The following is a 12,899-nucleotide window of genomic DNA, read 5'->3' as shown; positions in this document are numbered from 1 at the left end:
TTTTGTAATTAGATCAATACTTAAAAATGGGCCATTGAGATGGCCAAAAGCATTAAACTAATTTTGGCGGCTGCCAGATGGAAAGCAAGACTTCCTTAACATCGGGTTGCTGATAAGGCGGATATGTTGCCCCGTTTTTGATGGGAGCTAACGTTAATGTGGCAGTAATTTGTTTGGTGATGGTAAAGCCTGCACAGGTTCCGCAGGAAAAAAACGGAGAACAGCCCTTGCAATCTTTACCGGCGGGCTGCTTGCCTTTAAGCTCTTTGGCCGCAGCATTATCGCCCATGCATTCATTATCTGTACAGCAGGGCCTTACAGATAGCAAAATAACACATAACGAGAATATTAAGCAAAGTGACTTCACCCGGCAAAACTATCAATTAAAAATAATTTTGCCGGGTTAAAATCGCATCAAAATTTATTTTTCTATCTCCGCAGCTAAATTATCAAGCATTTGCAACCAGCTTTGGTAAGCACCGGTGCGTTTTGCAACCTCTTCCGGCGCGTTTTGATGGATGGTTAATTTGGTCTTTCCTTCCACGTCTTCAAATGTTACTGTAAGTGTGGTTACATTAGGCCATTCGGGGTCTTTACCTGCAGGCGAATCATCTACCGCGTCACCAGCTTCATTACTAAAGCCTTGTGTAATCACAATGCGTTCCGGCGCCGTTATCTCGTCATATATGCCTTTTATCCAGCAGTCGCCATACTCCGGGTTTCTGATACAGGTATGTAACACACCGCCTTTTTTAAAATCCATTTTAAAAATATCAACCGTACAGCCATTTGGTGCATACCAGTTCTTCAAATGTTCGGGTGTGCTCCATGCTGCAAATACCAGTTCACGAGGCGCATCAAATACGCGTGAAATACTCACCTCACGTGTTGCCGTTTCTTGTTTCTGTTCCATAATGGTTATTTATTTTGAAGTTTATTTAAGTAATTATCCAGGTTATCTAATCTGTTATCCCATATTTTGCGGCACTCCTCTACCCAACCGCTTACTTCAGCAAGGCGTTCCATTTTCACTTCACAGTAACGCTCCCTACCCTGTTGTTTTATGGTAAGTAACCCGCATTCGGTTAGTATTTTTATATGTTTATATATGGCCATGCGGCTCACATCAAACTTTTCGGTAACGGAATTTATGTTAAGCGATTGATGGGCTACCATCCCGATGATCTCTCTTCGGGTAGGATCTGCGATGGCCTGGAATACGTCTCGTCTCATTTAGTGCAACCTTTAGGTTGCAAATATAATGCAACTTTTTGGTTGCACAAATATTTTGTAAATTAATTTCATATAGCTGTATGTTTGGTATGCATAATATTATTCACATGTATCCTGAAATTTTAGCTCATATTAAACGATATGTTCAACTGCAACCGCATGAAGAACAGTTGGTATGCGATATGCTGGAGCTTAAAAAATATAAGAAAAAAGAATTTTTGCTGGAGCCCGGGAAAATTTGCCAGGGGAATTACTTTATTATAAAAGGATGCATAAGGCAATATTTTGTGAACAAAAAGCTGAATGAGCAGATAATAGCATTTGGCTTGGAGAATTGGTGGATTGCCGACCAGGACAGCCTGCTAAACAAGCAGCCTGCCACCTCCTATATCCAAACCGTTGAAGCTTGTGAAGTGCTTTTACTAACCGAGAAAAACCGGATTGCCCTGTTTGAACAAGTACCGGTAATGGAAAGCTATTTCCGTATTATGATGCAAAAGGCCTTTGTATCATCGCAAAGGCGCATAGGCTTTTTATTTAATATGAATGATGAAGAGCGCTACCGCAATTTTTCAAAGCTCTACCCCGGCTTTATGCAGCGTGTGCCACAATACATGCTGGCCTCGTACCTGGGGTTTACGCCGCAGTTCTTAAGCAGGTTAAGAGCGAAAAAAGTTTAGTTACCCGTATTTTCTTAAACTCAGTTCATTTTTTGAGGCGATGTTTATGCTCAACTTTGTTTTAACAAAAAACAAATATCATGAGCAACAGAACAAAAATAGAGGAAGCCGAACCAAATGGTTACAAGGCTTTATTGGCATTAGAGGCTTACATAAACAGGACCTCTTTAACCCAAAAACACAAGGATCTTATTAAAATCAGGGCATCACAGATCAATGGTTGCGCTTTCTGCCTTGATATGCATACCAGAGATGCCCGCAAGGCCGGTGAAACTGAGCAAAGGATATACGCGTTGAACGCCTGGCGTGATACGCCATTCTTTGATGAGCAGGAACGCGCGATACTGGCGCTTACTGAAGAAGTAACGCTGATAACCGGCCGTGTATCTGACGAAACCTACAACAACGTATCAGCCCTATTTGACGAGGTTTATGTAAGCCAGTTGATAATGGCCATTATTACCATTAACGCATGGAATAGATCGGCTATTACAACCCATAAACAACCAACCCTTTAACTTACCCACAGTAAAATAGGTTTTAACAGGTTTTTTAACTTTATTTAAATTAATTCTAAATAAAGTTTGGAGATTAAAATTGTGTTTCTATTTTTGCCTTTAATTAGACTCAATCTAAATAGAAATATGCGATACACCTTACACAACTACCTGTTAAAACTTACTTTACTTCTTTCTTTTTTAGTCCTGAATTTGAATTATGCTAAAGCTGATGACGAAGAAGGCAATAATGGCAAAATTACCGGTTATGTAAAAACCAGCGATGGCAAACCGGTGTCTTTTGTAAATGTTGCTATAAAAGGCTTAAATAAAAGTACAATTACTGTTGACAATGGCTCTTTTATCTTTAACAATATAAAACCGGGTACCTATACCCTAAAAACCTCGTACACCGGCACACAAAGCGAAGAAAAGACAGTTACGGTTACTGCCAGGGAAACTACCAAAGTAGAATTCATACTTACCGAAAGCTCCACACAGTTAAACGAGGTGGTGGTATCATCAACCAAAACCATTAACCGTAAAAACCTGAGCATTGGCAAAATGAACGTTGCCCCTATTGATTTGCCGCAAAGCATTAGTGTAATAGGCCGTGATGTGCTTGATCAGCAACAATCATTACGCTTAAGTGATGTTATAAAAAACGTGAACGGCTTGTACTTGTACAGTGCACGTGGCAATACACAAGAAACCTTTGCTGCAAGGGGTTACAACTTCTCGAGCACTAATATGTTTAAAAATGGTTTCAGGGTAAATTCGGGCGCTATGCCGGAGATTAGCTCACTGGAACGGGTTGAGATCTTAAAAGGCAGCGCAGCCTTACTTTACGGGAACGTTGCACCGGGTGGTGTATTAAATATGGTTACCAAAAAACCAAAGTTTGAACAAGGCGGCCAGGTATCTATGACGTATGGCAGCTATGACCTGTACAAACCCACAGTTGATATTTATGGGCCAATCTCATCAAAATTAGCTTACCGTGTTAACGGAACTTATGAAAACGCTAAAAGCTACCGCGACAATGTAAAATCTGAAAGGTTTTATGTAAACCCGTCTTTATTGTACAAGATAAGCGATAAAACTAACATTGTGCTTGAAGGCGATTACCTTAACTACGACTTCATCCCTGATTTTGGTACCGGGCAGGTTAATAACATTATTGCCGATGTACCACGCAGCAGGTATTTAGGCGCGCTATGGTCAACCGGTAAAACAAAGCAATCAACCACAACCGCAACAATCAACCACCAGATAAACAGCCTTTGGCAAATAAGCGGTGGTATATCATACCAGTTCTTTGATCGCAGGTACCAAACTACAGAACGTGTACAGCCAGATGCTGTCGGCGATTGGTCGCGCCCGTTAAACCGTACTAAAACACTGGAAGATTATTTTACCGGGCAGTTTAATATAACAGGTCAGTTTAACACCGGCCCTATTAAACACAACATATTAGCAGGTTTAGATGCCGACAGATATAAAAACAACAATTATACCTATGTAACCAATGTAACGGTTAATGGTAAAGCACAGTCAAGTTACCTTGACCAGAACAACAATGTACAGAACGCGATATATGACAAGATAAACATCTTTGATCTGAACAAATATGCTGCCCGTACAGATATGCCAACCATGAACCCATTTTACAATGTAAGAACACCCACCAACAGGTTTGGCGCTTACTTTAATGATTTGATCAGCATATCAGAAAAACTTAAGGTATTAGCAGGGATCCGCTGGTCGTACCAGTACATATCACCAACAGGTGTAACAAACTATTCTCCATATGCAACTATCTTATCTGCTAAAAGTAAAGAAGATAAAGCCTTTTCGCCGCGTGTTGGTATAGTTTATAAGCCAATTGCAAATACCGCGCTTTTTGCCAGTTACTCAAACTCATTTGTAACCAATACAGGTACCGATGTTAACAACAACCCGTTAGATCCATCGATAATTGACCAATTTGAAGCAGGTATCAAAAACGATTTCCTGAATGGTAACTTATCTGTAAACATAACCGCTTACCGCATATCTAATAATAACCTGGCGCAAACAGCCATTTTCCAGGCAGATGGGGTAACACCTAATACCAACACAAATATTAAGGCATTAGTAGGCCAAACAAAAAGTGATGGCGTTGAACTGGATATAGCAGGGCACCCTGTTAAAGGGCTGGATGTATTGGCCGGTTACAGCTATACCAATGCACGTTACACCAATACCCCAAATTCGGTAGGTAGCTTTATAGCCGGGCAGCCGCTGCTTAATGTACCTAAGCATACAGCCAATACCAGTGTATTCTACAATTTTTATGATAGTAAGCTGCAAGGCTTCAAAATAGGTGCATCAGTTTATTACCTGGGCAACCGCTCTGCAGGTTTCGCTAATGTTATACAGCCTGTGGGTACGCCACAACCTGCATCAAGGTTATTACCTGTACCAGATTTTACTACTGTTGATGCATCGCTGGGCTATATGTACAAAAAGCTTTCTATTATTGGTAAGCTATCAAATATTGGTAATGTACTTAATTGGAATGTACACGAGAATTACAGTGTTAACCCAATTCCGCCAAGACAGTTTTTAACAACATTAACATATAAGTTCTAAACCTTATCACCTACCTATTATCAACACCAACCGGACATGCTTTTAGCATGCCCGGTTTTATAATAACAAGGCTATGAAAGTATTTTTCCGTACCATTCACCTTTATCTGAGCCTTGCAGCCGGAATAGTTATTTTGTGCTCATGCATAACCGGCACCATGCTGGTTTTTGAAAAGGAAATAAACCATGCCCTGCACCCGCAAAGATATGATGTAAAGCCCCAGGGTACCAGATTGCCTTTAGCTGAGCTAAAAAAGCTTGCCTTAAAACAAGTGCCTAAAGCCAAACTGGTATCTATCATGGTATATACCGACCCACAACGATCTGTTGAAATGGGGGCCATATTCCCTGAAAAAAAAGGCAAGGGTGATAAAGAAAAAGCAGGCCAGCCTAAAGAAGCCGGTAAAGCAGATGGTAAGGACAAACCAAAAGGCAAGGGCAAAGAAAACGAAAAAGCCACAACAGTAATTTATGTGAACCCCTACACCGGGCAGGTAATTGATCAATTCAGCAAAAGGCAATCATTTCTTTTTACAGTTGAGATGTTGCACCGTTTTTTACTGGCTGGTAAAGATAGTGCAGGCGATATGATAGTTGGGTTATCAACCCTGTTCTTCCTGTTCATATTAATTACGGGCGTAATACTATGGTGGCCAAAAACTAAAAATATAATGCGGCAGCGCCTTAAAATTAAGTTTAATGGCAGCGGCAAACGCTTAACCCATGACCTGCACATTGTAACAGGCTTTTATACCTCTGTTTTTCTTATTATTACGGTATTATCCGGCTTGGTAATGTCTTTTGACTGGGCTAATAAAGCGTTGTATGCCATCACAGGTTCCGAGTTAAAAAAAGAAGAGCCAAAGGCACCGCAATCCGTATATCAGGCAGGTATAAAGCCGTTATCAATTGATGCAGCGCTTGAATCGGTTGCCGGCCAAATCAGCACTGCGCAAAGCTATAATATCCGCGCACCACGAGATTCCGCCGGTGCATATACCATTAACATACTCCAAAAAGGCGCCATGGAAGCGGCGTCAGACAGTTACAGTATTGACCAGTACAATGGCAAAATTGTAGCCTCGCAACTGTTTGCAGATAAAAGCCTGGGCCAGCGTGTACGCTCCTATGTAAAACCGGTGCATACGGGATCAGTATATGGCATTCCTACAAAGATCCTCAGCTTTATAGTTTGCCTCCTTGCCTGTATCTTTCCGGTAACAGGTGTAATGATGTGGCTAAACCGCATTGGCAAAAAGAAAACCAAAGGCAAAATAAAAAGGCCTGCAAAAATGGAATTGGCAATAAAATGATATGAAGCCCATCTGAATTCGGAGCCGGGCTTTACCTCAATGTTATTAAGTTAACTAATTTCAACCCCAGCGGGGGTTAAAGCTTTGTAGAATAAATTCCAAATTATCCGATCCATGCCGTAGGTACGGAACTACGTCAGGTTGCGTACCGATGGCACGCTAAAATGTTTAACCAATGATTTCTACAAAGCTTTAGCACCTAACGGCGCTATTTATAAAAATATGTCTTAACTTAACTAATTTCAACCCCAGCGGGGTTAAAGCTTTGTAGAATAAATTCTAAATTATCCGATCCGTGCCGTAGGTACGGAACTACGTCAGGTTGCGTACGGCACGCTACAAATCACTATTTATATTTTCTACAAGGCTTTTACTTCTAATGGAGTATTTTACTTTTCCTTAAATAATGACATTGGGCTTTACATCTTTTCTAACTGCCAAACATGCCTTTGGGTATGGTAGGTAATAAAATACAACCACTCCAATCTTGTAAACGGCCCAAAACCAGGTAATTCAAACCCGGTACATACCTGCGATGGATCATTTACCTGTATTGCATTCAGTATTTCTTTTGATTTGTTTTTAATACCGCTTACAAGCTCTTCTTTATTCAGGGACTCATCAGATGGTAATACAAAATCCGGCGATTTCATTTTTATGGTAAAATCAAGAAACACTTTCTTAATAGCTACTTCCTTTTCACCGGGCTCACGATTAGCAGGTTCGGCTTTTTGGTTAAGTAGATCTGGCACACCGGCATGCGACTTCAGGATATGATCGGCAACCTGTCCGGGTGTCCAGCTGCCTTCAAACGGAACCTGGTTTAGCTGTTCCTGCTTAACGCCGCCAAGCACGGCCAGCAAAAGCTCTATCGTAGATTTATACTGATCAATCGCTCTTTTTTCCATGTTTTTTAAGTTTAATATTTAATGTAAATATACTATCAGGCTAAGCCAGTTTACAGGGGCAAAAACGGCAATATAACGGGGGAAATACGACATATATGGCAGGCGTTTGACAAGTTCTTGCGGCAATTAGAGCAGTTGGGAGTTAAAAAAATCTATATTTGCTCCCAAACTATATTTATTATGAAACAGTTAAGATCATATTTTTTCCCGGTTGTAATTGTATGTGCAGTTGCAGTATTGCCGGCGTGCAAATCAAAAAAGTTAGTTCAAAAACCAGCTCCTGTAGTTGAAACAGCTCCGGCACCCGCTCCTGTTGCAGAAACACCTGCCGCTCCGGCTCCACAACCAGCTCCGGCCCCTGTTGTTGAAAAACCCGACTATAACTTTAAAAACATCCAGTTTGAATTTAATTCAGGGATATTAAAAACAGAAGCCTATCCTATCCTGGATAAAGCTGCTGCCGAAATGAAGAAGGACCCATCAGCTAAATTTGCGTTAAATGGCAATTCAAGCGCCGAAGGTACAGATGAGCATAACATGACCCTATCCCTTGAACGGGCAAACGCGGTGAAAACCTACCTGGTAAACAGCGGTGTTAGTATTGATGCTTTAACTGCCAAAGGTTTTGGCGAAACTAAACCAATAGCTAATAACACCACCGAAGAAGGCCGGTCTTTAAACCGACGTGTGGAGATCAAGAAACAATAATAAAAAAAGCCCTTGCTTATATAAGCAAGGGCTTTTTAATTATATAAATTTCTCCTGCGGTTCTATCTTCCTTATTACTTTTGCAGGGTTGCCTGCCGCCAGTGAATCATCTGGAATATCTTTTGTTACTACAGACCCTGCCCCTATCACGCAGCGGTTACCAATAGTTACTCCCGGACAAATAATTGCCCCGCCGCCTATCCAGCAATCATCACCAATAGTTACAGGCTTGCCATTTTCCTGGCTTCGCCTCAATACAGCATCAATAGGATGTGTGGCGGTATAAATTTGTACGGCCGGTGCGCAAAAAACATTATTGCCCAATTTTACATGCGTAACATCCAATACCACGCAGTTAACGTTAAAATATACGTTTTCGCCACAGGTAATGTTATAGCCATAATCGCAATGGAAAGGCGGCTCAATGTAAAGGCTTTTTGGGGCATTGGGTATTAACCTGGCCAAAATAGCTTTAGTACCATCGCCCACTATATATTCTGTAATATTCAGCTGTTTAAGCAGGGCTTTACATTCGGCCCTTTCACGGGCAAGGGTTTCATCATTGGCAATATAATATTCGCCGGCAATCATTTTTTCTTTCTCTGTTTTCATAGGTAGTTAAAACTACATTGAATTTTTAGAAATCCATAAAAAGCTTTATCAAATTAACCGTCTGTTTATCATGGGTGTCCGGGAGATTGATATTGCCAACAAAATTCCCCTCTTGAGAAATTAATAATAGTGCCAATAAGGAAGCACCTGCGGAGCTAAATCTTTTCTGTTTAGTTCTATAAATAGGGTGTTCCGCCGGGCAATGTCATTATTTAAGGAAAAACCCCATCGGGGTTAAAGGTCGGTAGAAAAACAACCAGGTAGTAACACCGTGCCATTGGTACGGAACTACGTCAGGTTGCGTACCGATGGCACGCTAAAATGTTTAACCAATGATTTCTACAAAGCTTTAGCACCTAACGGCGCTATTTATCACTATTCCGTTTTGAGCGGCATCTTGAAGGTAAAGCAGGTTTCTTTATCAGTGGAGTTTACTACAATGGTGCCCTCATGTACACGGGCAATTTCTGAGGCAATATAAAGCCCCAGGCCAAGTCCCTGTTGTTCGGGCGCTATTTCTCCACGGGAAAAAGGCTGGAAAAGTCTTTTCATCACAGCATCAGGGATCTGCTTACCGGCATTAGTTATACATATGCTAAACTCACCGTTACCGCTGCGTGCAAATACACTCACCGGCTCGTCTTTTGTGCCGTGGGATAAGGCGTTTGCCAATAAATTGGAGAACAGCTGGGCAATACGCCGGCCATCGCAGTTAACACTACAAGTTAGTTCAAAGGTTGCTTCAATAGCTTTGTTGGGCCATGCCACTTTTAGCTCATCAATAATTTGATTAAGTATTTTCTCAACAGGCTCGTTCTCGTTTCGGTTTAACTGTATGCCCTCGCCCAGGCGGCCACGTGCAAAATCAAGAATGTTCTCTATTAAACCCTTCATGCGGTATGATGCATCCTGCAGGATGTTGGCCAGTCGTTTGGTGCGGTCATCAAGGGGCATGCGTAACAATAGCTGGGCAACGTTTAACACTGCCGCCACCGGGTTACGCAAATCATGGCCGAGTATGGCAATAAACTGATCGCGCAGTTCGGCTGTTTTACGTTCTTCTAATAGCTTTGATTCTGATATTGTCAATTGCTCAAGGGCATCCAGGTGTAAGGATATCAGGTCGGCAAAGAGGTTGAACATACCTATTATTTCAGTATTGTTCAATTGTGCGGGTTTTGGATCAAGTGCACAAAGCGTACCAAAAAATTCGCCATTCTTTTTAGTGATGGGTATAGAGATATAGCTCTTAAACCCATACATTGCCGGTGTATGATGATCAGCAAAGCATTTACTTTCGGCAACATTATCAATTATTACCGCCTGGCGATGCTGACGGATCTCATTACAAATTGTAGTTTCCAATTTTAGTTCGCCGCCCGGTTTCAATCCAAAATTAATCTCGTCCCGTACAGCGCAGGCTACCCATTTTGTATCGGTAACACGCGCTACCGCCGCAAAGCCCATTTTTGTTGTACGACAAATCACTTCTAAAATTGAGGCTATAGCATCTATCTGGCATATAGCATCAATATCCGCCTGAATGTTATTCAATTTATTTATTAGGATAAAATTTATTGCATAAGTTAATTATTGCAACAAATAAACAAATAATTATTAATAAATGCTGTAAAAATCATATGGCTTAAAAAGCGTACCTTTGCAAATTATTTTCCTGATGCAAGTGCAATAACAACACTGCCTTTGATCAACGACAATAAATATAAGCATACAAAATGAAAAAAATCGTTGATTACCGCAAACTTTTAGGGGTTACAGATGCCGCTGAACTACAGGAATTAAAACTTGTTTACCGTGGCCTGATGAAAGCCTGGCACCCTGATAAATTTCAGGATAGTGCAGAAAGCAAGCTGGAAGCTGAAGAAAAAAGCAAAACCATTATAGAGGCATACCATTTTTTGGTAAGCATTGCCCCCGAAACCCGTAACCAATCATTTGCGGATTACACTTTAACCACAACAACAGCAGCCATTGCTGATTTTGAATACAAATCACAAGTATTGAAAGTGAGCTTTACCGACGGCAACACATATGAATATTTTGATGTGCCAAAAGCCGTTTATGTTAAGCTGGTAAATGCAGATTCGCCGGGCAGGTTTGCGCGCAGGCATATTTATAACGAATATGTTTATCGCAGCATAAGTAGATTGGTAGCCACGGCTTAAGTAGATTATGGTGCAGTGATGACATCTGGCAAAAGTTGAATATTTATTTTTGCCGCATAATTGTACTTTCATGCATACTAAAATATTGGCCTTTTTACTCCTGTTCAGTATTTCTACTGTAAACGTTTTTGCACAACCCAACTGGACACTAAAAAGTGACCATGACGGAATTAAGGTTTTTACAAGCCCCGTACCCGATTCAAAAGTTAAAGCTTTACGGGTGGAGTGTAATTTTCAGGCAAACTTATCGCAAATGGTTACGGTATTGCTTGATGTAAAAACCTGTACAGAATGGGTGTATCATACCAAATCATGTACAATGCTCAAACAGGTGTCGCCGGCAGAGCTTTATTATTATTCTGAAGTTAGCTTACCATGGCCCGTTAAAAACCGCGACTTTGTGGCCCACCTAACGGCATCACAGAATGCGGTTACCAAAGTGGTAACAGTTGATGGCCCTGCTGTAGCCGGTATGGTGCCCATTAAAGAAGGTATTGTAAGGATAGCAAACTCCAAAGGAAAATGGATCATATCACCATTAAAAGATAATGAGATAAAAGTAGAATACACTTTATCTGTTGACCCTGCAGGCAGCATACCTGCCTGGGTAGTTAACCTGGTATCATCAGAGGGGCCAATACAAAGCTTTAAGGCCCTAAAGCTTCAGCTTAAAAAACCCGAATACAAGAATGCCTCCCTCCCGTTCATAAAAAATTAAGTTATTATTTAACACAAAATAAAGAGGCTGTCCCGAAAGGGATGGCCTCTGCCTGTCCTGGTCAAAATAAGGTTCGATGTTCCGAAAGGATTTGATGTTCTACGCAAGCTTTTTCCGCAACCATTTGCGAACCGGCTCATCATACCATTTCAATGTGGCATAGGCCAAAACTATACCGCCTGTTAAAATAAGTAACGCGTAAGGCCACGCCTGTGCAATCGTTATGCCTTTATTGTTGCTGATCCAGGCAACGTAAAAATAAACCAGCGGGTAATGTACCAGGTAAAGTGGATAGGATATATCGCCTAAGAATTTGCATATCCTGTTCTCTCTTTGGGTTTGCATCACGCCGCTGGCGCCAAGGTATACTATAAGCGGGAAAACGATGATAATACAAACAGATTCATAGATCCCGTTCATCCAAACGTGCTCAGCGCCGCCAATGCGCGGCATATAAAGTACAATAGCTACTAAAAGGCTGCACCATAAAAAGGCGTTTTTAATTTGAGTTGGTTTTGCTATACGTGAAAGTAACAGACCGGCAAAGAAAGGGTACATGGTACGGGTTAGCCCAATGCGTACCTGTTCTACATTCAGTGTCCAGCCACCACTTACGTCGCCGTTTGTGATTGCCAGGTGTGCGAGTGCAACAGCGGCTATGCCTACCAGGATACTTAATGCTGTTTTGGAGAATTTCCTGATCCAGACAGCATAAAGAATGTTGGCAATGTATTCAAAGAACAATGACCATCCCACGCTATTCAGCGGGTGCATCTCTTGCCAGCCACGTATATCAAGCGATAATGGTACAGGAAGGATAGTGTAACCGATCAGCATCACCAACAGCATCTTCCAAACAGGAATAGTATGAATGAGCGGCCATAGCGTAGAATCCGTAAAATAGAATCCGAGAGCGCCGAGGGTCATACCCAAAACCACCATTGGTTGAAGACGTTCGATACGGCGTTTGAAAAAACTGCCGACGGTCATTTTATGCCAGCGGTCGTCATAAGCATAGCCGATCACGAAACCTGATAATAAATAGAAAAAGTCGACAGCCAGGTAACCGTGATTGACCAGTATATCCAGGTGCCCGGTTCCTAATGGCTCGGTTAGGTGAAATGTTACAACGATTATGGCTGCGACACCGCGAAGACCGTCTAATATGGGGTAGTGTGGCTTGGTGGCCAGCTCATTATTGTTCATTAATAAAATTGGATATACAGACTATGAAAACCGGCGCAAATTATAAAAAAAATGCATAGGTGCCCAGTTGGATAGCGCCAGACCGCAAACAAGTAAAAATATTCGTATCGCTCTTTTAGGGCAATTGAAGTCAGTTCTTATATAATGGCATATAGTCAGGAAATTGATGCGTAAGTTGTCCAAATGGGATCACATAAAAAGAGGC

Annotated in this window: 14 protein-coding genes; 7 read left to right on the top strand and 7 right to left on the bottom strand. The window is 41.5% G+C overall.

What is annotated here, in order from left to right; all coding sequences use genetic code 11:
* Positions 1–52: 52 nt before the first annotated feature.
* The 3 genes from WC743_RS02430 to WC743_RS02420 are packed head-to-tail and all read right to left on the bottom strand — an operon-like array spanning position 53 to position 1,233.
* Positions 53–367 (bottom strand): DUF6660 family protein, encoded by a 315-nt coding sequence (locus tag WC743_RS02430; protein ID WP_373010154.1) that lies wholly within the window; start codon positions 365–367, stop codon positions 53–55.
* Between the two features lie 54 nt (positions 368–421).
* Positions 422–913 carry an SRPBCC domain-containing protein gene (locus WC743_RS02425; protein ID WP_373010153.1) on the bottom strand — a complete coding sequence of 164 codons (492 nt, stop codon included), beginning with the start codon at positions 911–913 and terminating at the stop codon, positions 422–424.
* A gap of 5 nt (positions 914–918) precedes the next feature.
* Positions 919–1,233: an ArsR/SmtB family transcription factor gene (locus WC743_RS02420; RefSeq protein ID WP_373010152.1), complete on the bottom strand. Its 315-nt coding sequence runs from the start codon at positions 1,231–1,233 to the stop codon at positions 919–921.
* Positions 1,234–1,340: 107 nt separating this feature from the next.
* Between WC743_RS02420 and WC743_RS02415 the strand changes: the two genes are divergently transcribed.
* The 4 genes from WC743_RS02415 (at position 1,341) to WC743_RS02400 (ending at position 6,356) form a co-directional block, all read left to right on the top strand.
* Complete coding sequence (locus WC743_RS02415) at positions 1,341–1,913, top strand: Crp/Fnr family transcriptional regulator (RefSeq protein ID WP_373010151.1); 573 nt, start codon at positions 1,341–1,343, stop codon at positions 1,911–1,913.
* A gap of 80 nt (positions 1,914–1,993) precedes the next feature.
* Positions 1,994–2,431 (top strand): carboxymuconolactone decarboxylase family protein, encoded by a 438-nt coding sequence (locus tag WC743_RS02410; protein ID WP_373010149.1) that lies wholly within the window; start codon positions 1,994–1,996, stop codon positions 2,429–2,431.
* Positions 2,432–2,557: 126 nt separating this feature from the next.
* Positions 2,558–5,044 (top strand): TonB-dependent siderophore receptor, encoded by a 2,487-nt coding sequence (locus WC743_RS02405; RefSeq protein ID WP_373010148.1) that lies wholly within the window; start codon positions 2,558–2,560, stop codon positions 5,042–5,044.
* A gap of 73 nt (positions 5,045–5,117) precedes the next feature.
* Complete coding sequence (locus tag WC743_RS02400) at positions 5,118–6,356, top strand: PepSY-associated TM helix domain-containing protein (RefSeq protein ID WP_373010147.1); 1,239 nt, start codon at positions 5,118–5,120, stop codon at positions 6,354–6,356.
* A 419-nt stretch (positions 6,357–6,775) separates the two neighbouring features.
* On the opposite strand, the gene WC743_RS02395 is transcribed toward WC743_RS02400, so the two are convergent.
* A complete protein-coding gene (locus tag WC743_RS02395) occupies positions 6,776–7,264 on the bottom strand; it encodes a DinB family protein (protein ID WP_373010146.1) in 489 nt (162 codons plus the stop codon).
* 180 nt (positions 7,265–7,444) lie between these two features.
* Here WC743_RS02395 and WC743_RS02390 point away from each other — a divergent pair, with 180 nt between their 5' ends.
* Positions 7,445–7,972, top strand: a complete 528-nt coding sequence (locus WC743_RS02390) for an OmpA family protein (RefSeq protein ID WP_373010145.1) — start codon at positions 7,445–7,447, stop codon at positions 7,970–7,972.
* 39 nt (positions 7,973–8,011) lie between these two features.
* On the opposite strand, the gene WC743_RS02385 is transcribed toward WC743_RS02390, so the two are convergent.
* On the bottom strand, positions 8,012–8,584 hold the full coding sequence (locus WC743_RS02385; protein ID WP_373010144.1) for a sugar O-acetyltransferase: 573 nt from the start codon (positions 8,582–8,584) through the stop codon (positions 8,012–8,014).
* Positions 8,585–8,959: 375 nt separating this feature from the next.
* Entirely contained in the window at positions 8,960–10,138 is a 1,179-nt protein-coding gene (locus WC743_RS02380) for an ATP-binding protein (protein ID WP_373010143.1), read from the bottom strand.
* 182 nt (positions 10,139–10,320) lie between these two features.
* Between WC743_RS02380 and WC743_RS02375 the strand changes: the two genes are divergently transcribed.
* Complete coding sequence (locus WC743_RS02375) at positions 10,321–10,770, top strand: KTSC domain-containing protein (protein WP_373010142.1); 450 nt, start codon at positions 10,321–10,323, stop codon at positions 10,768–10,770.
* 70 nt (positions 10,771–10,840) lie between these two features.
* Complete coding sequence (locus tag WC743_RS02370; protein WP_373010141.1) at positions 10,841–11,488, top strand: START domain-containing protein; 648 nt, start codon at positions 10,841–10,843, stop codon at positions 11,486–11,488.
* 99 nt (positions 11,489–11,587) lie between these two features.
* Here WC743_RS02370 and WC743_RS02365 read toward each other — a convergent pair whose 3' ends face one another.
* Positions 11,588–12,694, bottom strand: coding sequence for an acyltransferase family protein (locus tag WC743_RS02365; protein ID WP_373010140.1), 1,107 nt, complete (start codon positions 12,692–12,694; stop codon positions 11,588–11,590).
* Positions 12,695–12,899: the final 205 nt, after the last annotated feature.

Source organism: Mucilaginibacter sp., assembly GCF_041660805.1.
Lineage (GTDB): Bacteria > Bacteroidota > Bacteroidia > Sphingobacteriales > Sphingobacteriaceae > Mucilaginibacter.
The sequence above is the reverse complement of the archived record's forward strand: the minus strand, read 5'-3'. Positions and strand labels throughout refer to the sequence as shown.